Source organism: Nannocystis bainbridge (genome assembly GCF_028368995.1).
Lineage (GTDB): Bacteria > Myxococcota_A > Polyangia > Nannocystales > Nannocystaceae > Nannocystis > Nannocystis bainbridge.
This window is the reverse complement of record NZ_JAQNDL010000001.1, coordinates 1,108,198-1,135,100: the sequence shown is the minus strand read 5'-3', so window position 1 is coordinate 1,135,100 and position 26,903 is coordinate 1,108,198. Positions and strand designations below refer to the sequence as shown.

Here is a 26,903-nt window from a genome sequence, read left to right as displayed (position 1 = left end):
TACCGTGCTAGCCATGCGTGAACGGAAGGCGCGAGTCGCTGTCGTCCAACTCGCGGGTCGTCTGGCGTTCGAGGCCCCCGGGCACGACTTCCTGAGTGAACCAATCGACCGCTGCATCCTCGGCGAGATGTGCGAGCGGCTGTCGCCAGACTCGACGCTGCTCGGGCCTCTCGCCCGTCTGCAGCGCGACGTGACGCGCGCCTACTGCGACGCGCTCCTCCCCAAGCTCAAAGCCGTCGTCGAGTTCTGCGGTGCCTTGGACGTCGACCTCATCGTCTTCTCCGAGTACGTCATCCCTGGGCAATTGATGCCGCGGCTTGTGACTCTGGCGCAAGCGGCCAGATGCACACTGGTTGCCGGCACCCACCTCGTCACGGCACAGTTGCTGCGCGACCCAGCTTACCGCGAGTGCTTCGCCGACGTACCCCCGACCAACCGCGCGATCGCTCCATTCATCAAGCCCCAAGGCCACGTCCAATACCAAGACAAGCTGTGGCGGAGTCAGTGGGAGACCGTGCTCGACACGGGCTCAGAAATTCGCCCGTGTGTGGTTCCCTTGCGCGGAGGCGACAGCATGACGGTCGGCGTAGCGATCTGCATCGACTTCCTCCGCCACCGCGACGACGCAGCGGCAGAGAAGCACCAGAAGCTGTACGACTGCGACCTGATTGCCGTCCCCTCGTATACCTCGAAGGACACCGCCCCGCTGTTCGCCCACAACGCCGACGACATCTACCGCCATTTCCACCGGCCGGTCGCGTACGCCAACCACGCCAGCCTCGGCGGAACTAACGTGTTCTGCTTCGGCGCTGGCGACGGCCGCTCGCTGCTACCCGGGAGCCGGCTCAGCCCGATGCCGGCCGAGACTGAGGCAGTGTGCGTCGTCGACCTGTCCCTCGAGCATCCCGCCGCGACTCGTCCGAACACCTACCTCAGCCATGTCCCGAGCGAGCTCGTCACGTACTCGCTAATCCTGCCGGAGGCCGGCGATCGCCAGCTTGCGAGTGTCGCCCGGTCGCTACTGGCGACCCCCAACGTGTTCGCCTTCCATGACGAGCGCGAGCGCCAGCAGGCCGAGCTCGCCCTCGCTTGCAAGCGCTACACTACAGTCCCGCAGGTCGCCCAGCGCTGGCGGATCCTCGCCAAGGGCGCGCAGGGGGAGCATGGACTTGCCCGGTTGCGCATGCTGGCGCGCGATGTCTGGCTCCCGGACACGGTCTCGTCTGCGGACGACATGGAGCGCCAGCTGGCACTCGGCGTGCTCCACACGCTGCGCCGGTTCGTCGATCGTGTCGGAGTGGACGCGGACGAGCGCATGGCGATCGAGCGTGCCCGCGACGAGCTCCAGCACGCGTGCTCACAGCGCCGCTGGACGCTCGAGCCCGACCCGAACGATCGCATTGCTGCCGCCGTGACATCGACACTCTTTGAGGAGCCCGCGCCAACCCTGTCGCGCCCGGCGATCGACGCCAACGGCGAGGTCGACGCCTGGGCGGCCGAGAGGCCGCCACCCACGAACCTCGAACGGCGCGGCTTCCGGTTGTGGCCGGCGCGCGCGCTGCTGACGGCTCGCGCGACCACAGCAAACTCTGAGGCGCCGGAGCGCGACCTGGGCGCGTTGGTCGGCTCGCGCGACGACCTCGAGATCGCTGCCACCTTCCTTGCGCTACGGCGTTCCTGCCCGGCATGGGTTGGATGGTCTCCAGGCGGCGTCCCCGTCCTCGTCGTGCCGCCGCACCACGTCGTCTTCGTCACCCCGGTGCTCCCGGACGCGAGCGACCTCCGCGAGGCCCGCACCGTCGCTTGTCACCTGCTTCCGGTCGTGCTGCTGAGCGGCGAGGGCTCGCAGATCACCCGCATCCTCGACCACGACGTCGTGCCTCTCGACCGTGCGATCCAGCAACTCGCTGCTCTCGCGCCACGGCTGCGCGAGCTGTCCGACTTCGTCTACAGCCCGGTCGGGCTCCGGTTCGTGGATCCCGCCTGTCACATGTCTGGCGAAGACATGTCCGGGCTCGCGGCGCTCGACCGCTGGCACACGCACGGGGGTGAGACCGCCGTCCTTCGCGGCCGGCTGTTCGACGGCCGGACCACCCTCGTGCGCGCTTGGCTGGCGCGCCTGGCTCAACAGGCGCTGATCAGCGATGGCGCTCCGGTCTTCTATCACGACTGCGCGCGGTCCTCCGAGTTAGGTTTCCACGACCTCCTCGCCGACCTCGATCCCGTGGAGCGGGCCGCCGTGCGGCTAGCTGTTCGATCGGGCAACTGCCTGCTCGTGCTCGACGGACTCGACCACCGTGCGCTCCGGGGCACGCGCATGCGGCTCGCGCCGCACGTGAGCGACGCGAGCCGCATCATGCTCGTGACCTGCCGGCAGGAGACCCTCGCCGGCGCGACTGTGATCGAGCTACTCCCCGCCGGCAAGCATGAGCAGGCCGTGCTGATCCGCCAATACGGGCCGAAGGACAGGCCGGCGGCTGGCACTCCGCGCGGCTTCATCGCGCTTCCGCAGGGCGAATCGCCCGAGCCGCCGGCCGAGGCGCTCGAATTCTACCTCGATCGTCACGCGCGCCTGATCGACCCGGTGGCACCGGAGGCGTTCATCCGCTCGCTCGAGCACCTCGCGTTTGCGATGTGGACCCCGTTCCCGCGCACGAGCACGCATTCGGCGGGCTGGGTCCCTATCGAGCGATTTGTCCGTACGCACGCAGAACGGAGCAGCCAGGAGGGTTATTGGCCGCGCCTGGACGGGCTGGCGACGTTGACGCAGTCCCTGGTCGCTTCAGCCCAGGCCAGCCCGCAGCCCGGCGACGCGAGCGAGGTGCATGATTGGCTTTCCATGCAGCTCGCCATGCGTGGCAGCCTGATCCGCGACGACCCGTTCGTCTCGCCTGGGCCACCCACATTCTACACGCTCGCCTGGGACCCCGCGGCCGAGTACCTGCTCGCCCGGCATATCGTCCGCGCACTGGTTGGGGGCGACGCCGCGGTTCTCGAGATTCTCCCGCTCTATAACCATGCAGTCCACCACGCCGTGCGGCTCAGCGCCTGGCCGCAGGCGCAGGCGCGCTTGGTCGACCTCCTATGCACCGGCCTGTCGCCGACTCAGGCCGCGAATGCGCTCTTGCTCGTCGCCGCCGACCCGAGCATCGGGTCGACGCGCGAGCGACCCTGGAAGCTACCCGGGGCCGATCTACGCGCGGTCCATATCGATTGCCTGCGCCTACACCACGCCGACCTCACGGGCGCCCGTCTGTGCGGCTGTTACCTGCGCAACAGCTTGTTCTGTGGCGCCGATCTCAGTGGCGCCGACCTACACGACTGCGACCTCACCGGTGCCGACTTCACCGACGCCGTCGCCGTGGACGCCGACTTCTCCGGCGCGGAGCTCGATCGCGTCGTGTTCCGCGCCACCGATCTCCGCGGCGCCGACCTCAGCCGCACCCGTGCGGCCACCACGGCGCCCGATCTCGAGGGCGCCGTTACCGAGGGCCTTCGCATAGTCGACGTCGCCTGGGCGTCCGAACACACCGACGCGAGCGCGATCGCTTACGACGAGCTCACGCTCGCCCCGCCGCCCCAGCGCCAGGTATCGGCGCTCGCCTGGTCACCCGACGGTCACAGGCTTGCGGTCGGGTACGCGAGCGGCCTCGTCGAGGTATGGTCCGTCGGGCCGTTGCGTTGCATGATGCGCTGGCGCGATCAGTCTTCGTCCGTCCGAGCCCTGTCCTTCTCGCCCATGGGCGATAGGCTCGCGGTCGCTGGCGACGACCCGGTCGTCTCCGTGTGGAGCCTGACCGATCTGTCCCGGTCCGTCGCGCTGACGCATCCGGCTCCGCCGATTACCGGGCTGTGGTGGGAGGACAGTGACACCCTGTGGACATTCTCCGAGCACCCACGCCGCTGGTGCCCCGCCGACGGCATCCTCCTGGAGGTCCTGGCCTGGGTGCCGCGCTGCTTCGAGGGACGGTTGGTCGACGGGGGCCGCGCGCTCGTCACCGTCGCCGGCTCAATCCCCCCGACTCTTCCCCATCGTCAACCGCGGCTCACGGTTTATGACCGCGCCTCGCAGCGGCTCACGGCCGAACACGCCGGCGGCGTCCTCGGGCTGACCTCGCTCGCGCCAAGCGGCCGCTCGCTGATCGTCGTCACCGACCACAAAGTAATGCTCCGCGCCATCGACGAGCCGACCACGACGCCGGCGCGCGAGCTCCTGAGTCCTCGCTTCCGGGCCCACCCGTTCGGCGACCTCCCCCGCACTGGCTGGTCCCACGACGGCTCGCTGTTCCTGTTCCTGTCGGGGCATTCCCTCGGCACAGTCGTCTGCATTGATACTGGAGAGTTCGCCCTGCGTTCTTTCCCCCTCCCGTTCGCCACGCGCGCCGAAGCCCTGCTCGTCTCGCCGCGCGGCCGTCGGCTTGCCCTCGTCCTCCAAGGCGGCGTCCGGGTGCTCGACCTCGACACCACCTGTTCGCACTCGCCCCAATACCCTCTCCCCGCTGAGCAATCACCGCAGCACATTGAATGGACGTCCCGGGGCTTGCTTCTGCGGAGTCGGCAATTCATCGAGGAGCTAGATCTCGAGGCCGGCACCCGCATTTCCCGTTATCGCCAGGTCGAACACGACCCGTGCGACCACAACCCAGGGGAAGACGCGGCCGCGCGACAGCGCGTGTACCGACGCGACGGTGTGTTCGTCATTGAGTGCGACGAACAGAAGCGGCTGATCGTCCTCGACGAGGTACCGATGCCACCCGTCCGGGCCGAGTACGACGGCGAGTCGCGTTGGTGGTTCACACCGGACGGCGAACATGTGCTGATCCAGCAGCCGCACCGTCTGAACGAAACGCGGACTGACATCTGGTGCACCCGGACAGGCAGGCATCGGCTGCACTTCCTCGCGCCGGACGGCGGCGCGTTCATCGTCCTGAACGGCGACGGGATGTGGGTATTCGGCGGTCACCCTGGCTCACTGATCCTGTTCGACGCCCCCCGCCGGGCTCTGCTCAGGGTCGAGCTCCACACCAGGGTCTGCGCTGCGCCAGACGCGGAGGACCTCGTCGGCATCGACGCGCACAGCGGGGCGGTCGTCCGCCCTGATCTCGCTGCGCTCTGCGGGAGAGTGCGCGCACAGTTGGTCGATAGCCGACACGACCTCGCCCCCGAGGACCTCCCGTGCGTTTGGCAGCACGAGGGAGCGAAGGGCGCGACCCATTGCGCGTTCTCCGCCGCCCGCGATCTTTTCGCCGTTTCCGCTTGGGGTGTGCTCGAGCTCCGCCGGCGTAGCGACGGCGAGCTCCTCGGTGCGTTGTCCACCGGCCTCGATCAAGGACCCGTGGTCTTCTCGCCCGACGCCCGCCACCTTGCCTGTGGTTCAGGCGCGTGGGTGCAGATTTGGCGCGTCGACGCATGCGAACTGGCAGCGACGATCTTCCGTCACCGCTCCGGCGCCCTGTTCCTGGCTGACGGCCATTACCAGCCGCTGCGGGAGCCGTATGTTCCAGCGCCTGGGATTGACGGCTTCTACGGCCGCCATGGAGCGAAGCTCGTCCCTTTGAGCGGGGCCGGCGGGCTCGCAGCTGACGACTTGCTAGCTACCTTCCTCCGGGACCTACGGGGTCCCGCCGACACCGTCGCTTGAAGCACACCCGGTCGCCGTCGGCTCGCAGTGGCGGCGGGTAGCATGTCTGCGAGCTCCTGCAGTGGCCCAAGGCTGGCCGCCTGGTCAGCCGCGCAGAACATCAGCGACGAGGGCTCGCCGAGTTGGACGCCGCCGTCGATGAGTACCGCCGACAGGCCAAGGCGAGGCGATGGCGCCGTGACTCAGCTCGGCTCGGACCGTGGCGGCCGGCCTCATCGCGCCGCACCGAGACCTCTTCGAGCACATCCGAAAGGTGATCAGGCGCCAGCGCATCCGTAAGGTCGCAGGAGTAGACGCCGCTCTCGCCAATGTGCAAAAGTTCCTGTCCGACGTTCCACGTCCGCCCAGGTGTCGCCTCCAACCTGCTCCACGGTCAAGCGTATCGCACTTCCCCCGCCTTTCGCGCGGGAGTCGAACAAGTTCCGGGTCGTCCATGTCACGGCTGGGTGAAGATCAGGCATCCTCGCAACCTTCCACCTCGATCCGGATCGAGGCAACGGCCTGCAGTGCCGCGTCGCGTTCCTGCAGCGCCAGCGCGAGCGCTTTCACAGTGTCCTGTATCTGCGCCTCGAGGCGGCGCTTGTCCTCCAAGAGCTCACCGACTTGCAAAATCAGCGTGGCTGCCCAGTACGTCGCAGCGCCCACCACGATGAAGAGCCCACCAAAGAGCAGACGGGGGTCGTCGTAGTAGACCCCGGCTGCAACCAAACTTAGGGCGACGAGGCAAGTTTCGATCGGCATCCTTCTCCTCCGGAAAAACGACAGCGAGCCGGGCGCATCAATAGCGAGATCGTCATCGGCAGCGAGCCCGAACAACGGCAACATCATTCCTGCGAGCGCTCTTGCTGCTTTCGCTTGGCGAGTTCGGAACGTGACTCGCGCGGGGGTGCAAGTAGTTCAAGGATCCGCGGGCAAAAAGTGGCCACCATGATAGGTCGCAGGTCCGGGAGGCCGAATCCCTGCTTTCGTTGCTCCCGGATGAACTTGGCGAGGGTGACCGCGAACAGCGGGAACCTGGCCTTGTTGCCACGCCCGCCGCTGCCTCCTGGCGCCGGCAGGAGGCCGGCGCGCACCCAATCACCGACCGTTCCGCGCTCGATTTCACCGGCGCCTGCGACTTGGTCTGTCGTCGCGTAGATGTTGGGGAAGGCCTCGCGGACCGCGAACACGTCCCCTGCGCCGAGCGCCTCGGTGAGCTCCGAGGGAGTGGCGAAGCGTGGTGCCCTCGGTGCGTCGAGGGCCTTGTCCCGGACGGTCCCGGGAGATGGAAGGGGTCCGGTGGCCCCAGACTGGACGCGTTCCATGACTTCGACGAGGGTACATCCTCTTAATTTTCCAGCAAGTTAATCTTGCATATATCTGTAAATGACTTTAGCTTTTCGTAGGTTTTCACGGAGATACTCTCTCGATGAGCGATTCCGAGCGATCTTCGAGCACAGACGAACACGAGTTCGAGGTCACGATCCATGAAGTTCGGCGGCTAAAACCGGGCTTCTACATGAACCGGACGCGGGTCTGGTATGTGGACGCGACAGGAGCCCAGTGGCTGCTGTGCGCACCCGATGCGCCTCTTCTACTCCAGCCTGACGGCGACGAGCTGCCGCGAGACGCGGAGCTTGTGGGCCGCTCCGGGGTCCGTCTGGTATCTCGTGAACTCGCGGCGCTGGTCGACCGGCACTTCGGCTCGCGTCGACTGGCGTGGCCTCCGGGCCCTGGCTCGACGGGTGGACCGCACTGACTGCCGGCAGGTGGAGACCGGCGCATGCACGTCAGAACCGTCCACGACTTTTTTCGGCGGCTCCCTGTCGGGGTGCTGCCGCCGTCGAGCCTCGCGGTGCTTGTCGAATCCGCGGTTACCCGCGAGCACCCTGCTGGGAGCAGCATTCACTCGTCTGGCGATCCCGCCGAGCACGTCTACCTCATCCACTCGGGGCGCATCGCAATCGGCCGACGTGCGAGCCCGCATCGAGTGGTCACAATTGATATCCGCCGCTCGGGCGACGTCGTAGGCGAAGGCTGTCTCTGGCAAACGGCGATTTGGGAGGATGACGCTGTCGTGGTCGCTCCTGTTTGGGCGACGACGTTCACTCGCGCCTGCTTCCGGCTGTTTCTCGACGAACATCCGGGCGTTGAACGAGCGCTGATGGAGCAGGCCATCGCGCATCGGGATGCCGCCTTGCGTCGTACCTTCGCGGTATTGAACCGCAGTGTCCGCGCTCGTCTCGCCGCGGTGCTGCTCGATATGGGAGATCAGGACGGGCGAGGGCAGCAGCGGCGCGTGCGTCTGCGCCAGCGAGAGCTCGCCGCGCTTGTCGGTGCGACGCGAGAGACGATTGCTGTCGAACTTCAGCGCCTTGAGCTCGAGGGCTTCATTGTAAGAGCAGACGAGGCCATCGTCCTCCGCGATATCGTGGGATTGCGGGCCTTGACGAGCGACGACGCGGATACGGAGCCGTCCCCGCCCGCTCGCCGCCGAGTGAGACGAGGTGGGCGATGAGATCAAGCGGGACTCCATTTCTCTTCAACCCTGAGGCGCACGCCTCCTGATCTACTCCGCGCCCGCTCCGGGCGCCCGACGACGGCTGCCGCCGCCGAGTTCGTTCGCTCGATCGCGCCGCTTCAGGCGTCACGGGAAAGGTGTGTCATGAGTACGCGTTACCTCCGGATGGCCCCATGGGCGCTCTCTTGTCTTCTGGCCTGTCATACGGATGTTGCCCACGCACCGGGTACGTCGTCGGACACAACATTCGACATTCTCCAGCCCGCGGCCACCAGACCGCCCGGCACGGTGTGCTTGCTCGACGCGGACTGTGGCGCGGGCCGCTACTGCGAGCTGCGCGTATGCGTCGATGGCTGCCCGAGTGATGCCGTCTGCGGCGGGGGCACGTGTGACGCGCACGGGCGCTGCGTCGGCGACGAGCAGGCGCCGCTCGTGATCTCCGCGGTGCCCGTGCTGGCGTCCCGCACGACGATCGTACGTCCTGGCGACCCTGCCGCGACCACCGTCCTCAGCAACGACAGCCCGCACCCCCTCATGTACCGCCTCGCGGCCGGAAGCTCGGCGCTGTCGTTCGATCCGGCGCCTTCCGAGCTCGGAGCCGGTGAGGAGGTCGAGCTGGTCGTCGCCCTCGACTGGGCCCAGATCTCGCCGGATCATCGCGTGCTGCCGGTCCAGATCGTCGCCGGCGGGGGCACGCTGCTTTGGTCGATCGAAGTGGAGGGCCTGCCACAGTCCGGCTACTTCGAGGGGGCACTGCAGCATGAGGCGGGCGACGTCGGCCTGGGTAGCGCCGCGCTGGCGCTGGAGCTCGATTTCAGGGACGGCGGGACGATCGCGGGTCGTGTCCGCGGCGACGCGAGCCCCTTGTGGCCGCTTCCGGTGGTCGTCACGGGGACGTGGACCTCGGGCGGCGACGTGGCGGTCGTGCTGCGGGATCGGCTCCCCGCCGAGGACTGGCGACACAGCCCCATCGCCCGCGAGCTCGGCCGCGAATTCGTCCTGAGCGGCAAGCACACGGCGGACCAGATCGCGGGTTCGGTCCACGAGACCCTCACGGGCATGCGCCCCACGCCTGTCGAGCTCGCGGGGTCGTTCGTACTGCGGCGTCGTGGACCCCTCGGAGGCCTCGTGCTCCCGGCGGCGTACGTGCCCGAGGATGCGACCGCGCCGACGTGGCTCGCGCCGCCGAGCCTCGACTTCGAGGCCTGCGTGCTGCTTGGAGAGTCCTTCGGCACCGATGAGGCCCTGGTCGAGCCGAGCGCCGCCTGCAGCGCCTGTGCGACCGGTGGATGCACGGCCGCGGACCGGCTCGAGTGCGCCGAGGCCCTCCGCGAGGCGACGTTCAACATCGACGCGGTCCTCGCCCCGCTTCAGGGAGACCTGGACGTGAGCCCGCCCGCCGGCAGCGACACCTGGACTGACTGCACGGCGGAGACGCCCGAATACGGGGACGACGGCCGAACCTGCCTCGACGTCGACGGGCTGCGCTGCGCCAACGCGCTCTTCCGTGCCGGTGCGGCGCAGACGCCCGGACCCTGGGGCGAAGCCTTCATCCGCCTTGCGGCGACGTTCGCGGCGGACGAGGGCCGGGCGGCCATGCTGCTGGCGCTCGAGTCGGAGGTCGATGTCGCATTGTCGTTCAAGGACTCCCTCGGGGAGCCCGTCGCGGACGCGCTCGCGCGAGAGCTGAAGCTGCTCGAGGCCAGCCGCACGCGCCTCGCGGCCGCGCTGGCACCGACGCTGGCGCCGGTCTACCCCGTCAGCCTCGAGTGGCTCGCGAACAACGCGGACTACGACTCCCTGGCGCGTGCGCGCACCATCTCGCTCGAGCTGCTGGCCCAGTACGCCAGGGCGACCGCTGCGTGGGCCCGGCTCGGCCATCGCGCCGGTCAAGAGGCGGCGGATCTCCGCACGGCCGTTCGCCTGGCGATGATCGCCGCGCACGCGGCGAGCGCCGAGCTGGCGGAGCGCCTCGCTGATGATGCGGACGCCGCTCCGGGGCTCCAGGCGCTCGGCAGCGTGCTCGACACGCTCGCCGGCGTACACACGGAGCTCGCCGAAGGCAGGAGCTGGTTCGGCTACCCGGCGGCGTATGTGCCGCTCGCCCTGGATCAGGCTTCCATTACCGAGGGCCGGACGAATTTCGAGGCCGTCAAAGCGATGGCGACGGGGGACCTCGAGATGTTCGAGCAGGTCGCGGCGGAGGCCTGGCAGGCGATCCGCGACTACGAGACGAAGTCCCACGACCTCCAGGCCACCGCGCTGCGGATCCAGGACGAATACGGCGGCAAGCTCCGCGGCTACTGCGGCAGCCGCCCCGGCGAGAATGGCCCGGATCTGGCGACCTGCGGGGACCACGGCGGGCAGATCGCGGAGCTGCAGGCAAACATCGAGGCGACGACGCTGCGCATCAACCACGCCGCGCAGGCGGTGCAGAACAACCTCGACGCGGTCGAGGTGGAGGAGCAGCGGTTCGCGGCGGAGCTCGCGGCGCACGCGGAGCTCGAGCAGGCAGTGGCCGACGCCCAGGGGAAGATCATCAATGTCGTCACCGCTTACGGCACGGCGCGGTCGGCCGCGGAGCAGGCCGCTGCGATCGCCGAATGCACCCGCGTGCGCGCCAGCGCCAACGCGGAGTACCAGTCCCTCATCGCCGGGTGCAAGCAACAGACGCAGCAGGCGTTGCTCTCCGGGCCCGGCGTCTTCGGCTTCTCGACGCCCGACTGGCGGGGTCTGGTGCTGGCGAGAGACCAGTGCGAGGCCCAGAAGGCGGCGCACGTCGCCGCGACGGACAACCAGTGCGAGAGCCTCATGGCCAACGCCGATCTCGCGGGCGAGATGGACGAGCTCAGCCGCAACGAGGATCTCGAGCTGCGCATGATCAACGCCGAGATGGACGCCATCATCCGCGCCGGCGAGCTCAACGTCCGCCGCGCCGAGTCGGAGGCGCGCGTCAAGAACCTGCGCTCCGAGGCGCTGCTCCTGCAGATCGAGGTGAAGGAAGCCGAGCTCGCGCGGGACACCGCGATGACCGCGATGTCGAGCGCGTTTCAGGAGGTGGGCGCGCTGCTCATCGATCAGGCGAACGCGGTCGGCCTGCTGGTGGACGACAGCCCCGACAACCCGCTCAAGCGTCCGAACTTCCTCGCGGCGCGCCTCGCCGCGGCAGGCCGCGTCCTGCGGACGCGCGAACAAACCCTGCGCCGGGTCTACCTGGCCCTCCGGGCGCTCGAGTACCACATCAACCAGGAGTTCCCGACACTCCGCAACTCGCTCGCTGCAGCGCGAGCGCCCGCGGACTTCGTGGACCTCCTCGCCTGCCTCGACACGATCGCGGAGGACTATCGGCTCGAGCAGGGCGCCCCGCAGGCCTACGTCACGGAGGTCAGCTTGCGTGCCGACATCTTCGGCATGGCCTCCGACATCCCAGACGTCGACGGCTCACCGGCGACGCCGGCCGAGCAATTCTCGGCGCTTCTCACGGATCCACTGCACCGCGCGCCGGACGGCTCGGTCCACCTGCCGTTCACGCTCAGCGCCTTCGAGCACGCGTTGTTCTCGGCGTCGCTCTGCGACGACCGCCTCGAGCAGATCGAGGTGAAGCTCGTCGGCGATTACCTCGGCGACGCCGAGGGCGAGGTCATCCTCACCCGCCAGGGGCTCGCCGGCGTTCGTCGCTGCGACGGCGCTGAGCTGCCCGACTGGGACGCGTACGTCCCGTACAGCTTCGAGCGCGACGAGCTCGTGGTCCAGGCGGGCGTGAACGACTGGGGCACGGCCGGCGCGAACTGGGGGTTCGCGGCGTGGCCGGTCCACGGGGAGCAGTGGACGCTCACGATCCCCGCCGCGGACCGAGCGCCGGCGAACCGCGACCTCGAAGTCCGCCGCATCAGCGACGTCGTCCTGCGCCTCCGCCACCGTGCCGGCACGCTCGCGCCGCAAGGGCAAGGGCTGTTCACCCCGGGCTGCGGCTGAAGTTCCCTCCGGGTCGCTGCCCGCACGCATCGTCCCCCTCCCGTGCGGGCAGCGGCCTTCCTTTTCGTTCCTGCATGAAAGGTCAGGTCCGCGTGGCCATCGATCGGCACTTCGAACTCCTTCAGTCTCAGCCCATCCTCGCGGGGATCGGAGAGATCCAGCTTCAAGCCCTCGTGGAGCGAGGACATCTCCGGTCGGTTCGGCGCCGGCACGTCCTGTATCTCACCGGAGACGTCGCCAGTCAGGTGTTTCTCGTCCACGACGGCCGCGTCAACGAGCTTCACGTCGACGCGGGCGGCGGTGCGATCGGCCTCGCCCATCATCACCGCGGGGACCTGTTCGGCGAGGAATGCTGCTGGACACCGCGGGTGCGCGACACGATGGCGCTCGCCGCGACTCCGGTGGTCTATTCCGAGTTGTCGCGGGACGACTTCCGCCGCTTGCTCGACGCGCGCGTCGACCTGGAACGGACCCTCTATGCCCGGCTGATCGAGCGCCAGGCGTGCTCTGCCGGGCGGCTGTGCTCCGCGCTCACGAACAGCGCGAGGTCGAAGGTCGCCGCGGTGCTCCTCGAGTTTGCGGTGCACGGCATCACCACGGAGGAGGGGTGTCGGCTCCCGTGGCGACTGCCCCAACAGGAGATCGCCGCGTTCGCTTGCATGACGCGTGAGACCGCCGCGCTCGAGCTTCGGCAGCTGGAAGCGAAGGGCGTCGTCCGCCGCGAGGGCCGCTTCCTCGTGCTGGTGAGCCCGGAGCGCCTGGCGGTCCTAGCGAGGTCGGTTCGCGCCCAGCCGGGCAGTCGAGCCTCACCGAGCGAGGAACACTCCTCGTACTTCGCGTGAGCGCCTGGCCTGAAGTTCATCAAGGGATTCACGATGCCCACGAACCATTCATTTCTCGCCCCGATTGTGGCGCTCGCGCTCCTCCTCGTCTCGACTCCTGCCGAGGGCGGGAGTCCTCGAACGGCCTCGGCCGCCGCGAGCGTGAGGGCCCGTTACGCCGCGCTCGAGCAGCAATTCGGCGCCGCCTACACCGAGGACGACGGTGTGGGCCTGCGCAGGGCCGGCATCGCATTGACTGCCCTCGGCGGCGGGGCGCTCGCCTTCGGGATTCCGTTCCTCGCGGTCGGCTTCGGCCGGGACGACCTCCCGGTGGCCGATGTCCTCCTCGGCGTGGCCAACTATCTCGTCGTGCCCGGCGTCGTCTCGATAGCCGTTGGTATTCCGCTGCTGGTGAAGGGCACGCGCAGGCGCGACCGCTATCGCCAGTGGCTCGACGAGCAGGATCGTCAGCGTCACCTCTCTCGCACGCCGCCTCGACTCACCCCATTGCTACGACCCAGCCGAGGCGGTCTGTTTCTCGGGCTATCTCTGCGCTTCTAACCACGGCTCCACGTCGCCGCTCTCGAAAGGACCGTCATGCGTGCATCGCTGTCTTCCCTCATCGGCGTGCTGGCACTCGGCGCCTGGCTCGCCCCGACGCTCGTCCACGCCGACACCAGCGCGACGCTCGCGACCGCGATCAATCTCCCCAAGGGTCCAGCGACCATCGAGGGGCACGGTCAAGGGTACGACGTGAGCGCGGCGAGCGGGCTTCCGTCGATTCGCTACGCGCTTGAGGTGCCCCCGGGGCGAGCCGGCCTCGAGCCCCAAATCGCACTTCAGTACGATGCGGGTAGCGGCTCGGGTCCTGTCGGCCTCGGCTGGTCGTTGGAGCAGCCCGCCATCGAGCGCTCCCTTCATGGAGGGCTCCCGCGTTACGACGGCACCGACCGCTGGAAGCTCCGCGGCCTCGGAGGTGGCGAGGACCTCGTCGAGGTCGAGGATGGCGTCTACCGCGAACGCATCGAGCAGGGCACGCCGGTGGTCGTCCGCGCGCTGGCGGGAGGCGCCATGTCGGCCGTCACGACGGATGGGACGGGCTACCTCTTCGGGATCGAGCCCGAGGCCCGCCTCGAGGAGAACGGCAACGTCTACCGCCTCGAACTCTCCGCGGTCACAGATCCTCACGGCAACCGCCTCGACTTCGAGTACGTCCGCCTCGAAGGGTCCCCGCCGCTCTTGGCCGCGATCCGATACGACGACGGTCGCGCTGTCGTGCGGCTTGAGTACGAGGCGCGGCCCGACATCGTCCGCTCGCGCGCCCCCGGCTTCACGACGGAGCTGCGGCACCGTCTGCGCACGATCGCCACCGAGTTCGACGGCGCTGTCTTGCGGACCACGACCCTCGACTACTCGAGCGACGCGTGGATCCCCTCCAGCAGGTTGATCACCATCCGCACTGTTGCGAGCGACGGAGCCGCGCTCCCATCCTGGCACCTGGACTACACGGGCGCCGCCGACGAGGCGCGCGTCGCAGTCTTCGCCGGGGCGCCGGCGCTCGATCCGACCGCCGACGGCCGAGCGTGGGTCGACATCGACGGCGACGCGCTCCCCGATCTCCTCGACGCGTCGCCAGGCGCGTGGCGCTACCGCAAGGGTCGCGGCGACTCACTCGCCGCGACCTGGACGGACATCCCCTCGCCGGCGCTCGCGCTCACGAAGTCCGCGCGGTTCGCCGATCTCACCGGCGACGGCATCGAGGACTTGCTCGCGCAGCCCAATGCTGACGAGGTGTGGGCGTACACGACGACGAGCGGCGCGCCCTTCGGCGAGGTCACGCCGATCACGCTCGACGTCAGCTTCGAGCTCGCTGATCCGCAGGTCGCCGTCGTCGACCTCAACCTCGACGGTCGCATCGACGTCCTGCGGCATGACGACGCGGACGGCTGGATCTGGCTGCGCCACCGTGACCAGCCGGGCTACCTCGAGGCCGAGGCGGTCCCGCCGCCGCCCGCCGGCATGCGCCTCGGCGACCCGGGCGTGCAACTCGCGGACATGGACGGCGACCGGATCCCCGAGCTCGTCAGGGTGATGCAGAGCGAGAGCCGCGTCCTCGTCGCCGGCGGCGAGGGGCGGGGCTTCTTCGCCGACCCGGTGGAGCTCGCGGGCGTGCCGGCGATGATCGAGCACGAGCGCTGGGAGCTCTCCGACGTGAACAGCGACGGTGCCGCGGATCTTGTCCGCCTAGGCGCCGCGCTCGAGGTCCATGTCAACCAGCTCGACGGAAGCTTCGCCCAGGCGCTTACTAAGACCTGGCCCGAAGTTCAGGCCGACGAGGTCCTCATCCTGAGCGACGTCGACGCGAACGGGACGATCGACGTGCTCCGGATCGACACGGACGGCTCCGATCCGTGGCGCGTGTGTTCCATCGGCGCGCGTCCGGGTCTGCTCGCGGGCGTGCGGACGGCGCTCGGCTACTCGCACGCGTTCACGTACACGACCGCTGCCGCCCTTGCGCTCGCCGACGCGGACGCCGGCGCGTCGTGGTCCTTCACGCCGCCAGCAGCGACCCCAGTGCTCGCCAAGTCGCGCGAGGCCGACGCGCACACGCCCTGGACGCGGGCGGCGGCGCACCACGTGCGGGACGGCTGGTACGACCCGGCGCGCGGCGAGTTCCGCGGCTTCGCGGAGCTGCGGATCGAGCGCCCCGGCGACGCCTTCACCGAGGCCTCCACCGAGGTCGCGCGCTACGACCTCGGGCAGGACGACGAGGCGCGCAAGCTCCAACTCGTGACGAGCGAGACGCGGAGCCCTCGCGGTGTGCTCGTGCGAGACGAGCACGAACTCGAGATCGACGCGCCCGCGCCAGGCGTCCGGGCCGTGCGCCGGCGCGCCACGGACACCTATCACGTCGAGGCCGGGCCGGAGGCCGCCGCGGCGCGGACGCGGACCGAGTGGGACTTCGACGCGTGGGGCAACCTGCTCGAGGAGCGCGCGCTCGGCCGCGTCGACCGCACGACCGGCGTCGATGTCCCCGGCGACGAGCGCATCACGACGCACGCCTATGCGACCGCGGAATCAGCCGACGCGCCGCGCGACCGCATCGCCGAGATCGTGGTCGCCGAGGCGGACGGCACCCAGGTCAGCGCGACGCGCACGTACTACGACGGCCCGGAGGAGCGCGGCATGCCGCTCGGCCAGCTCGGCGCGCGGGGCGTCGTCAGCCGCGTGGAGACCTGGCTCGCGGGCGACACCTGGATCCCGACCCTGCGTCAGCGCGTCGACGCCCACGGCAACGTCACCCGGATCCGCGACGGCGAGGACGGCACGCTCGAGCGCCGCTACGACACGAGCGGTCTGTACCCTCTCGAGGAGCGTCTCCTCCTAGCGAGCGAAGAGGCCCTCACGACGCGCGCCACCTGGGATCCGGCGATCGGCCACCCCACGCAGGTCGTCGCACCGAACGGCGCCGCGCGCTCGTTCGAGTACGACCGCCTCGGTCGCCTGGTCGCGGATGTCGAGCACGGAGACTCCGCGGAGCTGCCGACCCGCCGCTATCACTACTTCCTCGCCGGCGACGCCGGCGCGCCCGCGGTCGTCACCGAGCTGCGCAAGCACCGCGGCGCGCCCGAGATCGAGACGAGCATTCAGCACCTCGACGGCCTGGGCCGCTCGCTCGCGCGGGTGACAGCGGACGACGCTGGGGTCGCCGCGATCGTCGCGGAGGCGATCGTCTACACCGCCGAGGGCGAGGTCGCCGAGCAGTTCACGCCGCACGCGGTCCCGGCTTCCAGCCTCACTCCGGGCCAACCGCCGACGCCGGCGACCGACTGGCCTCGAGCGCGTCACGCCTACGACGCGCTCGGCCGCGTCACGCACACCCGCGACGCGGACGGCCGTGACACGGCCACCGCCTACGGCCCGCTGCGGAGCGAGCTTCGAGAGCACGAAGATCTGCACCCCGAACCGCCGTACGCCGACACCCCCGAGCGCAGGCTGCAAGACGGGCTCGGGCGCACCACGCTGCTCGAGTCCCATCGGGTCGACCGGATCATCCGCGACCGCTATGGCTTCGACGCCGCAGGGGGCGTCGTCTCGCACACCGATCCCGCCGGTCACGAGAGCCGGTACACCTACGACGGCGCCGGCCGCCTCACGGCGATCGACAGCCCCGACGCCGGTCACATCGTCCAGCGCTACGACGATGCTGGCCGCCTGATCGAACGTGTCACCGCCACCGGCGCCCGCGTGCGATGGTCCCACGATCGCGCCGGCCGGCTCGTACACGAGCTCGCGCTCACCCCCGAGGGCAAGGCGGCGCGCGAGTCGACCCGCACCTACGACGGTCCCGGTCCCTGGGAGCGTGGCTATCTGAGCCGCGTCGACGACGACGCCGGGCACCTCGAGATCGGCCATGACGCCCGCGGCAACGTCAACCTCCAGACCCGCCGCTTCGCGGCGCATGCGGGTCCGGTGACGCTGACCGTGCGCACCGACCACGACGCCCAGAACCGACCGCTGCGCGAGGAGTACCCGGACGGCAGCGGCTTCGAGCGGCAGTACACGGCGCGCGGCCTCGAGGCGCCGCTCGCCGGGTGGATCGATGGCGCCGTGCTCGACGCCGCGGGGCGGTGGACCCGGATTGACCTGGCCAACGGCGTGACCCGCACCCGCGAGCTCGACCACGCCGGTCGCCAGCTCGGCGAGCGCGTCATCACCGACGTCGCCACGCTGCGCGCGCTCACCCACGCGTACGACGCCGCGGGCCTCCTCGGCGAGACGCGTGACCTCGTCGGCCCGACACCGCACAGCCCCTCGCTCGACGCGCGATACCAGTACGACGACCAGCACCGCCTGGTGCGCGCCGAGGAGGCCGGCAAGGTCCAGGCGTTCGCATACACCGACGACGGCAACCTCTCGAGCTTCGCCGGTGCGGCGTTCACCTACGACCGCTCGCATCCGCATGCCGTCGCCGACGCGCACGGACAGCACCTCGCGTACGACGACGCCGGGCGACTGACGCGAGTCGCGGGGGACGGCCCGCTTCCTCCCGGCACCTGGCGCTGGGACCCCCTTGACCACCTCGCGTCGTTCGTCGCCGAGGACGGGCAGCGCACCGAGCACGTCTACGACCACGCGGGTCGAGAGGCGATCCGACGCGAGTACACCGCCGCCGGCGCGCTGGCCCACGAGACCCTCTACTTGACCCCCGCGATCGAGGTCCGCGATGGCCGCCTCGTCCGATGGATCACCTGGGGCGGCGAGCGCATCGCCGAGGCCCCGGCGAAGCTCCCCCGCGGCGGATACCGGCCCGCGGCCGCGGCGCTGCTCGTCGCGCTCGTTCTGTTCGTCGTCGGCCTCGCCCGGTCGCGGCCCCAGCTCGGGCGTCTCGCCGCCGTGCTCGCGCTCGTCCTCGGCGCGCAGAGCTGCCGGCACGAGCCCGGCGCCGCGTCGCTCCTTCCGGACACGCAGACGCGGTGGCACGTGGCCGACCGCCTCGGGAGCGCTGCGCTGATCCTGGACCACCGCGGCGAGGTCGTCGCCCGCGACGCGAACACCGCCTACGGCGCGCCGCACACCGCGTGGCGCGAGGGGCAGGCCGCCGGCCCGATCTACCGCTTCACCGACAAGGAAGACCTCGCGCTCGCCGGCGCGGTCACGATCGGCGCGCGGCACTACCTCCCGGCGCTCGGTCGCTGGGCCACGCCGGACCCGCGGTTCCTGTACGAGCCCGGCGCCGACCTCGACAACGCCGGCGAGCGCAACCTCTACCGCTACGCGGCGAACAACCCGGTCGCCAACGTCGACCCGGACGGCCACAGCTTCTGGTCGAAGCTCGCCAAGGCCGGCCGCTCGATCGCCAAGGGGGGCAACGGCCTCGACGCCTTCATGGGCATCGTCGACGACGCGTGGACCGTCGTGAACCCGGCGTCCTCCTGGGTCGATCGCGGGGTCGCCCTGGTGTCGCTCGCCTCCGAAGCGCTGCCCGTCAGCGCCGGCGACGCGAAGGACGCGTACCGCTACGTCCGCGGCGCCGACAACGTGGCCGACGCCGTCAAGCGCGTCGAACGCCGTGACTACGGCGAGGCCGCGAAGGCCATCGAGAAGTACACCAAGCCGGTCGAGATCCCTCTCAGCAGGTCGCGCTTCCCGGGCTCGGCTGCACATACAAGTGACGCGCAACGGGCAGGTCACCCCATGGAGTTGACGATCGATCGTTCCGGGGCCCGCCCCAATCGCTCTGAGGCTCTCCGCGGGCACGCCCCTGTGAAGGGGATGGATCGGGACGAGTACCCCCCGGCTTTCACTCGTGAGGGCGGCACTGGCGCAAGTGTTCGCCCAGTCGCTCCCGGCGACAACCGAGGTGCGGGAGCTTGCATCGGCGCGGCTTGCCGTGGCCTGCCGAACGGGACCAAGATCAAAATCAAGGTCACGGAGTAAGACTGATGACGCTCGATCGGCTCACGCAGCTCGTATCTCTCGCCGGTCCCCCGTTGGCCGAAATACCAGTCGCGTTCGACCCTTGGGTTCGGGAACACGCTGGCGCGAGACTTCTCGAGTTGGATCGCTTGCTCCGCATGCGCAACGGCTTCCTGGCCTTCGACCGAGCGCTTCGGGTGTTCTCGGCCGTCGCACAGGTACACCCGCTGAGCCTGACCGGCTGGAATGGCTCGACCTTGTGGCGCGACGCGTACGGCCCGCTCGTCGACGACCTAGTCTTCTTCGCGGACGACATCTTCGGCGGCCAGTTCTGCATCCGCGAGGACAGGATCTTCCTGCTCGACCCCGAGACGGCCGTGCTCGAGCTGATGGCAGAGAGCCTCGACGGCTGGGCCGAGCGCGTCCTCGAGGACACGAGCTACCTGACTGGACAGCGGCTCGCGCACGAATGGCGGACGAGCTTCGGGCCCATCGAGCTCACGCAACGGCTGCTTCCGAAACTGCCGTTCGTGACGGGAGGGAGATTCGAGCTGGAAAATCTCTACGCGTGCGACGCCGTGGAGGGCATGCGCTTTCGGGGAGAACTCGCGCGCCAAATTCAAGCCCTGCCAGACGGTACCCCGATCCGTTTCGTCTTTCGAGACGAACCAGAATAGGGCGAGCATTGGTCGGCGCGTCAGAAGAGCCCTAACAGCTTACGCCGGTGTACCGGGATGACACTGGGCCGCTCGGGGTCGATGACGTCGCCGACGTTGCGGGCCTCGAAGAGATCCACGAGCGCATCGGTGCCGTGCTGCAATTTGAACTCCAGCTCGTCCGCGTGGAGCGGGTAGAGCGTCCACAACTCCGCGACGACGACCCCCTTCGCGCGGACCTTCAGCGCGTCCACGCCAAGGGTAAGCGACGGGAGCAGCAGCATGGCCGCGAGCCGCGTGCTGGGGTCGAAAGGCTGCGGGGGTTGGCCGTTGGGCACGGTGTGGCCCCACCCCAACCACGTGTTGTAGTCGTGCGGCAGGCGAGCGAGGGTCTTGATGCAGCGTGTAGGCCAGTACCAACGCTCGTCGCTCCAGAACTCCTGGTCCACCTTCCACGTCGGTGGCAACAGCACGGACACTTCCGCGAACGGGCACGCCTCGACGCCCTCGGGCATGTGCATCGGCAGGGCGCTCATACCGGTGGTGAAGAGGAACCAGTAGGGGTGACCCGTCCCCGGTGGAACCGCGTGCACGTCGAGGTGGATGGTGGCCGAGATGATCTCGTGGAACACGGTCACGGCGGGGGCGACCCGCTGCGCCACGTGCGTCTCGATGGCCTGAATCCGCTCTGCGTCGCCATACTCGGGCGCTCGGAACCCGTCTGTTCTGGGTGCATGCGTATAAAGAATGCTGGCCTGCTCGCGCGGGGTTCTATTCTCGTTTTTCGCCATGCCGCGAGTATCGTGCATGGTGCTCGGCTCAGGAACATGTGAGATGACGAAAACCTCAACTGGTTGACGGCTCAAAATCGTTGTATGCGGCGTACATTCGATAGTTCTCGAGCGAGGAATCTCGCTCGACGGACCGAAGGGCAATTCGAGGATACCGGGCCGTTGGTATCGTTAAAATCTGTTGCGCGACATCTCGGCCTGATGCTCTCCAAGCCCATCCTGTCCAGAAAGACAGCCCACCGTGTATGCGGCATACACGTGCTGTCGTTCGTCCGCCAGCCGGGATCGCGCGTTACGTTCAACTGCGAGCCCCCGCCTGTTGCTCAGGGTCCGGTATGTAGGGGTCCAGGAACACCGTGAAGGCGGGGCGTCTCGGTCGAAGACTTGTCGCCAGGCGCCGGCCGACGCGTGACAGGGAGGCGCACTTCCGCTACAGTCAGCGTGTGCGGCCCGGGTTCTTCAGCTTCGCCGTCCTCCTCGGTCTGACCGTCGCCTGCAACGGCGGGGATGCCGCGACCGGGTTTTCGGGCCCGAGCCATCCCGGAGTGACGACGGTCCCGGTCGGCTCGAGCAGCTCGACGGACGCTATGGCGGAGTCGGACTCGAGCTCGACGTCGTCAACCAGCTCGTCCGGCTGGTCGGGCTCGACAAGCACCGGGCAGGACGGGCCCAAACTCGACATGGCCGTGCCCGACGCTCCCCCCATGCCTCCGATCGGGTGCAAGGGCAAGATCGACTTTCTTTTCGTAATTAGCGCGTGGGGCGGAATGGAGGAGGTTCAGAAGCAGCTCTCCGACGCCTTCCCCATCTTCATGAAGAAGATCCAGGATCAACTAGGCGAGTTCGATGTTCGGGTGTTGTCGGCGAGCCCTACCGGAGCTTTCAATATGGACTCCTGCAGTAACTGCGCGGACGCGGAGGACTGTACGTACAATGCAAAGCCCCCGTTGTGCAAGGCAGAGCTCGATGCTTGTGATACGACGCTCGGTGCGGGTGTAACCTTTCCCGCCGGTGCAGGTTCGGCAAACCGGCGATGCGACTTCTACGGAGGGCATCGATATATTTTGGGTGAGGATCCTATGTTCGAGCAGTCGTTCGCCTGCCTGACTCAGGTTGGCATTAATGGAGCGGTCCCTGAGACTGCCGCAGGAATGGTCCACGCTATCAGCTTCGAGCTCAACGCGCCGGAAGGTTGTAACGCGGGATTTCTCCGCGAGGATGCACTACTCGTCGTGACCCTGTTCGATGATGGCTATGACGCCTTCTCTCCGGGCACGGTGGAGAGCTGGGCCCAGTCTCTTCGAGACGCCAAGCACGATAATGAGGACGCGTTTGCTGTGCTCGCATTCTCCACGGACATCGACGCGGGCTTTGGCAATCTATGCAACCCCTTCAATCCTGTTGAAGACGTGAATCCTCTTCGGGAACTCGCGGACAACGTCGCTCACGGACATTTCGTCTCGATCTGCGAGCCGAGCTACGCGGAGCCGTTCGAGAGCTTCGTCGACGAGATCGTGATGCTCTGCGAGAATCTCCATATCCCTCAGTAAGAAGGCGTCGGTCACGGGTGGTGCACCTGCACTACGGCCACCGAATGCCCGTCGATTGTGCGGTAGCCTGGCCATGCGCAGAATCCTCGCACGTCGCAGGCCATTCCAAGGGCGGCGTCATCACCCTCAACGTGGAACGTGTAGGGGATGCGAGGGCCTTCCGCATCCATGAACGCAAAGACCTGTGCGTCAAGGTCGATCGACGGGCGCTTCCCCGCCACAACCGCTTTCCCTTCGCGGTCACACGCGGCGCCGAAGCCTTCGCTCGGCGTAGACTCGGCGATCCAGTGGGTTGAGGTCCCGTCGACCTCGATCCAGCGGGTCGACTGCTGCCGCTTGCTCGTGTTGATTGGGGTGCGTTGCGTCCACCCAGACCCGATCAGTCGCTCGCCGCAGAAGGCGAGCGACGTCGTCGCGTCTTGCAGGTAGAGTCCATCGCCAGCCGAGGTCCATGGTGAACTCAGCATCGCCCCTGTCAATGGATCGACGCGAGCGGTCCAGCTCCGAATCCAGACATTGTTGAAGTCGTCCTTGTAGTCCCGATCGCCGACGATATAGAGGATGCCCGTGTCTGGATGAAGGGCGGCCGCGCGCGCCCGCTCGCTAAATGTGTTGAAGAAATCCGGCTGCTCGTCCTCGGTCCAGGGGGCCGGGGCGCCCATTGTGTTCACGTCCTCGGCCGAGTGGATGCGCCACCACCGCCAGTCGGTCGACACCGGGTTCTCGCTCACGGTCCACCACCCCACCGCGACGACGATCGGGGCGGGCTGGGGCGTGATCGCCACGCCCGAGACGGCCTCGCCGACCAGCCCGACGACCTCGGTGTCGGCGATGGCGTCGCCCTCCGGCGTCAGCATCACCGTGTAGCGTTGCGGCAGCGAGCCCTCGAGCAGGTTGCCGCCGACCACGATGTTGCCGTGCTCGTCGAGGGCCAGGGCCGCCACGACCGAGAATTTAGAGGCGAGGGCTGGGTACTCGGTCCAGTCCCCGATCATCCGCGGCCAACCCGGCTGTGGCGTGCAGAAGTCCGGGTCGAGCTTGTGCACGACCATGCGCGCGCCGCTGCCGATGTCGCGCCAGCCGCCGACGACGATAGCGTCCTCGGTGTACAGGATGGCGGAGAAGGTCCCCGGCGGCTCGCTCGCCAGGTCGACGGGGAACGAGCACCGCACGCTCCCCGGCGGCGGGAGCTTGACCAAGACCTTCGCCTCGATCGTCTGACTCTGACCCTTCTTGTTCTTGAGGCGCGCCTCGAAGGTGTGCTCCCCGTTGTCCTTCTCCGAGAAGGCCTCCCACGTGTATGGGAAGTCGTCCGGCGTCAGCTCGGCGAGGAGCTTGCCGTTGAGCTTGAGCTCGACCGACTCGATGTCCGGCGGGATCTTGTGGAGCTTGAGGTCCGTCGTGCCGGCTTTTTCGAGCGCGTCCGGCTCGGCCTCCAGGGTCGGGCCCTCCGGCGGGAGGTCGAGCGAGGGCGTGTCGATCCCCGTCGACGACCCCGGCTCGGAGCTGCCGCTCGCCGCCGTCTGGATCTCGCCGGTCGGCAAGCCGCCGGTGGTGGTGGCGTAGCCGGACGTCGAGCTGGTGGAGGTCGACGCGCAGCCCGTCCCGTCGTCGCACGCGGGGAAGAACTCCCAGGGCGGAGGGCAGGCGGCCAGCGTGACGACCACGAGCAAGAATTCGTAGCGGGGGGACATGGGGACCTCCTAGAAGTTCATGCGCACGGCGATGCCGCCGGGATGGGGCACGAGGGCGGTGTTCGAGGCGGCGCGAGCCCGCTTGCCGCCAATGCCGAGCAGGATCGCCGCGGTGACGAGGGAGGCGCCGCCGGTGAGCGCGAGCGCCAGCGCCGGGGGGCCGTTGCGGCGATACTCTCGACCCAGCGCTTGCTCTTCTTCGCGTTGTGCATCGGTCGGAGCGCCCATGGCCTCGGCGTGCAGGGCCACCGCGTCGCGCTTGACCTCGACGAGGCCGTGACCGAAGTAGCTCGCGGCCGCGGTGAGCGCGAGCCCGGCTCCGAGCGTCACGCCGCCGGCGATCAGGAGGTCGCTACCGGGCCGCGGCGCTGACGTGCTCGCGGGTGCCGGTGACGGCGCACGTGCGGGCCCGTCGACGGTTGGCGCGACGGTCGGTGGCCTCGCAGCCGAGGTCGACGGGAGCGCGCCCGCTCCGCGGACGGGAGCGAGGTCGGCCGGCGGTGCGGCGTGAACCGGCGAGCGAGAGACTTCGGCGAGGTCCGCGATGACTTCCTTCGCCGGCGTCAGAGGCGGAGCAGCCGGGGCGGTCGCCGCAGCGGTCGGGTCGGTCGCCGAGTTTGCCGAATCAGTCGTCGAGGCGGCCGAGCCGGTCGCCGATGGGAGCTCTGTACGATCCCCGGAGCGGGGAGAGTCCTGGACGCGCGCTACCAGTGGCGACTTGGGCTTGGGCGTGCGCGCCGGCTTGTCGCGGCACTCGACGTTGGCACGTCGCTCACGCGCCTCGAGCTCCTCGCGCCGCGCCTTGGAGCCCGCGGACTTGCCCGCGGTCGCCACGCTACGATCGAACATCCTCCGGGCGGCGCACAGGTGCTTCACGTCGCCGGTCTGATCGAACAGCGCGAGGTAGGAGCGGTGGGCGGCGTGCAGGTACTGCGCGCGGAGCTCGGGAGTCTTGGCGTCCTTCGCTTGTCGGACGAAGTCCGCGGCCTTGCACGCGAGGTCCGTGGGCTCGCACTTCGCCTCCGAGGTCAGCGACGCCAACAGGACCGTGGACAGGATCCACGCGGTGAACATCATGGGCTGTAGACCTCCGTAAAGAAGACCGGCGCGGTCGGTTGGAACCGGATCTCGCGGGTCGAGTCGTCTACGCAACCAAGGACGTCGGATGCGTCGACGTCCGCCGACACCGAGGCGAAGTGATCGAGCTGCGCCGCCGCCGTGAATTCGACGAACAGCGGGCAGCCCGCGATCTTGGCGCAGCGACGCAGGGGCTCGGCAGCCCGATCCAGCGCCTCGCGCATGGTCGGCAAGGACCGCTCTGCTGTCGGTCTCGCCTCCTCTGGAGGCGGTGGCGCGTGTACAGCAGCGGGCGTGCTCACTGGCGCCTCGACCTCCTCGCGCGGCTGGGCAAGCGGACGCTCGAGGCGCCCGGCGAGGACGACGGGTTCGTCAGCAACACCGGGAGCTGCGGCCGGGGCCAGAGCCGCGCTCGGAGGGGCCCCTCGAAGCGCAGCGAGCGTCCCCACGACCCCGAGCATGGCGCCGCCGATTGCGTCGAGCAGACGCCGACGTATCGCACGATGGATCACGCCCGTCCGCACTTCGACGAGCGGGGCCGAGGACGCAGGATCGGCGGGCAGCGCCGGCCCTTTCGAAAGCGCGAGCTCAGACCCAACGCTCGCGGTCGAGGCATCGATACGCGCCTGCTCGAGCGACACCCGGAAGGGCACCATGGGCGGCGCGTTCATCGAACTCGATGCGCTGGCCAGCGCCGCTCGAGCGAGCTCGAGGCCGTCGCGGAGGGCCCTCATCGTCTGGGTGCGCGTGACCGGGTTGTGGTCGATCGCTCGCTGGATCACCGCCTCGAGCTCGGGGCACGCGAAGCCCGGTACGAACTCCGCGATGGCGCGCGGACGCCTGCGGTTCCCCGGGCGAAACGGCATGCCCGCCGTGAGCAGCCCGAACAAGACGACGCCCGCGGCATATACGTCGGTCGAGGGCGTGGGCGTGTGGGGGCCATCCTTGGCGAGCAGCTCCGGCGCCATGTACTCGGGCGTGCCGAACCGCGCCCCCATCGGGGTCGCCATCCGCGAGCCCGGCGGCGCGTCGTGGCGGTGCTCGCCTCTCGACCAGAACCGGTCGAGGTACTTGCAGAGCCCCCAGTCGAAGACCTTGATCCGCCCGCCGCGGGGGGCGTTCCGGAGGTCGGCCTCGTCGAACGACTCCGGCAGGAGCATGACGTTCGACGCGGAGAGATCGCGGTGGAGGATGCCCTCGCTGTGGGCGCATTGGAGCGCGTCGCAGAGGTGGAGTCCGATGTCGACGGCCTGCTCCGGTCGGAACCGATGGCCGGCCTTCCGCAGCGCGTTCAAGGTCTGCCCGCGGAGCAGCTCCATGCACAGAAACATTCGCCCGTCCTCGAGCTCGACGAGGTCGTAGATCCGGACGATGCCGGGATGCTGAAGATGCCCGAGCGCTTGAGCCTCGCGTCGGAAGCGCTCGCGGCTATCGTCGCGGAGCTGCAGGTCGTCGTAGAGCGCCTTCACGGCGACAGGAAGCCGGAGCTTGCGGTGGTAGCCGCGAAAGACCTGCCCGGTCGCTCCGTCCCCGATCGGCTCGTAGAGCTCGATGCGATCACCGACCACGAGCGCGGCGCCCGCCTCGGCCACCAGCCCCGGCGCCTGCGAGTCCTCGTCGAGGAGATCGTCGACCTCTTCCTCGTCGGGTTCTTCTTCGCACCCTTGCCCGCAAGGAGGGCTCGCCTGCAGAGCAGGCACTTCGTGATCCCCCAACACGTCCGCGACGATGCACGAGCAGATTGTCATGGTCAACCAGCTCACAGAGCCCGTTCAGCC

At 68.9% G+C, this 26,903-nt stretch carries 15 protein-coding genes; 9 read left to right on the top strand and 6 right to left on the bottom strand.

Translation table 11 applies throughout. The features are described from left to right. Positions 1–13 precede the first annotated feature (13 nt). Positions 14–5,641 (top strand): pentapeptide repeat-containing protein, encoded by a 5,628-nt coding sequence (locus POL25_RS04485; protein ID WP_272084586.1) that lies wholly within the window; start codon positions 14–16, stop codon positions 5,639–5,641. Positions 5,642–6,094: 453 nt separating this feature from the next. On the opposite strand, the gene POL25_RS04480 is transcribed toward POL25_RS04485, so the two are convergent. Beyond that, positions 6,095–6,469: a hypothetical protein gene (locus tag POL25_RS04480; RefSeq protein ID WP_272084585.1), complete on the bottom strand. Its 375-nt coding sequence runs from the start codon at positions 6,467–6,469 to the stop codon at positions 6,095–6,097. Further along, on the bottom strand, positions 6,466–6,945 hold the full coding sequence (locus POL25_RS04475; RefSeq protein WP_272084584.1) for a MerR family transcriptional regulator: 480 nt from the start codon (positions 6,943–6,945) through the stop codon (positions 6,466–6,468). Before POL25_RS04475 ends, POL25_RS04480 begins: the two co-directional genes overlap by 4 nt. A 104-nt stretch (positions 6,946–7,049) precedes the next feature. On the opposite strand from POL25_RS04475, the gene POL25_RS44835 reads away from it, so the two are divergent. The 7 genes from POL25_RS44835 (at position 7,050) to POL25_RS04445 (ending at position 20,034) form a co-directional block, all read left to right on the top strand. Beyond that, complete coding sequence (locus POL25_RS44835) at positions 7,050–7,379, top strand: hypothetical protein (protein WP_373372064.1); 330 nt, start codon at positions 7,050–7,052, stop codon at positions 7,377–7,379. A gap of 24 nt (positions 7,380–7,403) precedes the next feature. Continuing rightward, positions 7,404–8,138: a Crp/Fnr family transcriptional regulator gene (locus POL25_RS44830; RefSeq protein WP_373372063.1), complete on the top strand. Its 735-nt coding sequence runs from the start codon at positions 7,404–7,406 to the stop codon at positions 8,136–8,138. Between the two features lie 297 nt (positions 8,139–8,435). After that, the gene (locus tag POL25_RS04465) at positions 8,436–12,116 is read left to right on the top strand and encodes a hypothetical protein (protein WP_272084582.1); all 3,681 of its coding nucleotides are present in this window, start codon (positions 8,436–8,438) and stop codon (positions 12,114–12,116) included. Between the two features lie 74 nt (positions 12,117–12,190). Beyond that, positions 12,191–12,958: a Crp/Fnr family transcriptional regulator gene (locus POL25_RS04460; protein WP_272084581.1), complete on the top strand. Its 768-nt coding sequence runs from the start codon at positions 12,191–12,193 to the stop codon at positions 12,956–12,958. Between the two features lie 33 nt (positions 12,959–12,991). Further along, the gene (locus POL25_RS04455; protein ID WP_272084580.1) at positions 12,992–13,498 is read left to right on the top strand and encodes a hypothetical protein; all 507 of its coding nucleotides are present in this window, start codon (positions 12,992–12,994) and stop codon (positions 13,496–13,498) included. Between the two features lie 36 nt (positions 13,499–13,534). Continuing rightward, the gene (locus POL25_RS04450; RefSeq protein WP_272084579.1) at positions 13,535–19,378 is read left to right on the top strand and encodes a SpvB/TcaC N-terminal domain-containing protein; all 5,844 of its coding nucleotides are present in this window, start codon (positions 13,535–13,537) and stop codon (positions 19,376–19,378) included. Positions 19,379–19,515: 137 nt separating this feature from the next. Further along, positions 19,516–20,034 (top strand): hypothetical protein, encoded by a 519-nt coding sequence (locus POL25_RS04445; RefSeq protein ID WP_272084578.1) that lies wholly within the window; start codon positions 19,516–19,518, stop codon positions 20,032–20,034. Between the two features lie 20 nt (positions 20,035–20,054). On the opposite strand, the gene POL25_RS04440 is transcribed toward POL25_RS04445, so the two are convergent. After that, positions 20,055–20,804, bottom strand: a complete 750-nt coding sequence (locus POL25_RS04440) for a suppressor of fused domain protein (protein ID WP_272084577.1) — start codon at positions 20,802–20,804, stop codon at positions 20,055–20,057. Between the two features lie 443 nt (positions 20,805–21,247). Here POL25_RS04440 and POL25_RS04435 point away from each other — a divergent pair, with 443 nt between their 5' ends. Continuing rightward, a complete protein-coding gene (locus POL25_RS04435; RefSeq protein WP_272084576.1) occupies positions 21,248–22,354 on the top strand; it encodes a hypothetical protein in 1,107 nt (368 codons plus the stop codon). Between the two features lie 11 nt (positions 22,355–22,365). Here POL25_RS04435 and POL25_RS04430 read toward each other — a convergent pair whose 3' ends face one another. Genes POL25_RS04430 through POL25_RS04420 form a run of 3 tightly spaced genes read right to left on the bottom strand, consistent with a single transcriptional unit; the run spans position 22,366 to position 26,888 of the window. Then, on the bottom strand, positions 22,366–24,021 hold the full coding sequence (locus POL25_RS04430) for a hypothetical protein (protein ID WP_272084575.1): 1,656 nt from the start codon (positions 24,019–24,021) through the stop codon (positions 22,366–22,368). Positions 24,022–24,057: 36 nt separating this feature from the next. Then, positions 24,058–25,125, bottom strand: a complete 1,068-nt coding sequence (locus POL25_RS04425; protein WP_272084574.1) for a hypothetical protein — start codon at positions 25,123–25,125, stop codon at positions 24,058–24,060. Then, positions 25,122–26,888: a serine/threonine-protein kinase gene (locus tag POL25_RS04420; protein ID WP_272084573.1), complete on the bottom strand. Its 1,767-nt coding sequence runs from the start codon at positions 26,886–26,888 to the stop codon at positions 25,122–25,124. Before POL25_RS04420 ends, POL25_RS04425 begins: the two co-directional genes overlap by 4 nt. Positions 26,889–26,903: the final 15 nt, after the last annotated feature.

Bases quoted from the DNA above. Each gene is read 5' to 3' on its own strand.
- POL25_RS04485 (WP_272084586.1), top strand. From the start codon at position 14: ATGCGTGAACGGAAGGCGCGAGTCGCTGTCGTCCAACTCGCGGGTCGT.
- POL25_RS04480 (WP_272084585.1), bottom strand. From the start codon at position 6,469: ATGATGTTGCCGTTGTTCGGGCTCGCTGCCGATGACGATCTCGCTATT.
- POL25_RS04475 (WP_272084584.1), bottom strand. From the start codon at position 6,945: ATGGAACGCGTCCAGTCTGGGGCCACCGGACCCCTTCCATCTCCCGGG.
- POL25_RS44835 (WP_373372064.1), top strand. From the start codon at position 7,050: ATGAGCGATTCCGAGCGATCTTCGAGCACAGACGAACACGAGTTCGAG.
- POL25_RS44830 (WP_373372063.1), top strand. From the start codon at position 7,404: ATGCACGTCAGAACCGTCCACGACTTTTTTCGGCGGCTCCCTGTCGGG.
- POL25_RS04460 (WP_272084581.1), top strand. From the start codon at position 12,191: ATGAAAGGTCAGGTCCGCGTGGCCATCGATCGGCACTTCGAACTCCTT.
- POL25_RS04455 (WP_272084580.1), top strand. From the start codon at position 12,992: ATGCCCACGAACCATTCATTTCTCGCCCCGATTGTGGCGCTCGCGCTC.
- POL25_RS04450 (WP_272084579.1), top strand. From the start codon at position 13,535: ATGCGTGCATCGCTGTCTTCCCTCATCGGCGTGCTGGCACTCGGCGCC.
- POL25_RS04445 (WP_272084578.1), top strand. From the start codon at position 19,516: ATGCGCAACGGCTTCCTGGCCTTCGACCGAGCGCTTCGGGTGTTCTCG.
- POL25_RS04440 (WP_272084577.1), bottom strand. From the start codon at position 20,804: ATGGCGAAAAACGAGAATAGAACCCCGCGCGAGCAGGCCAGCATTCTT.
- POL25_RS04425 (WP_272084574.1), bottom strand. From the start codon at position 25,125: ATGATGTTCACCGCGTGGATCCTGTCCACGGTCCTGTTGGCGTCGCTG.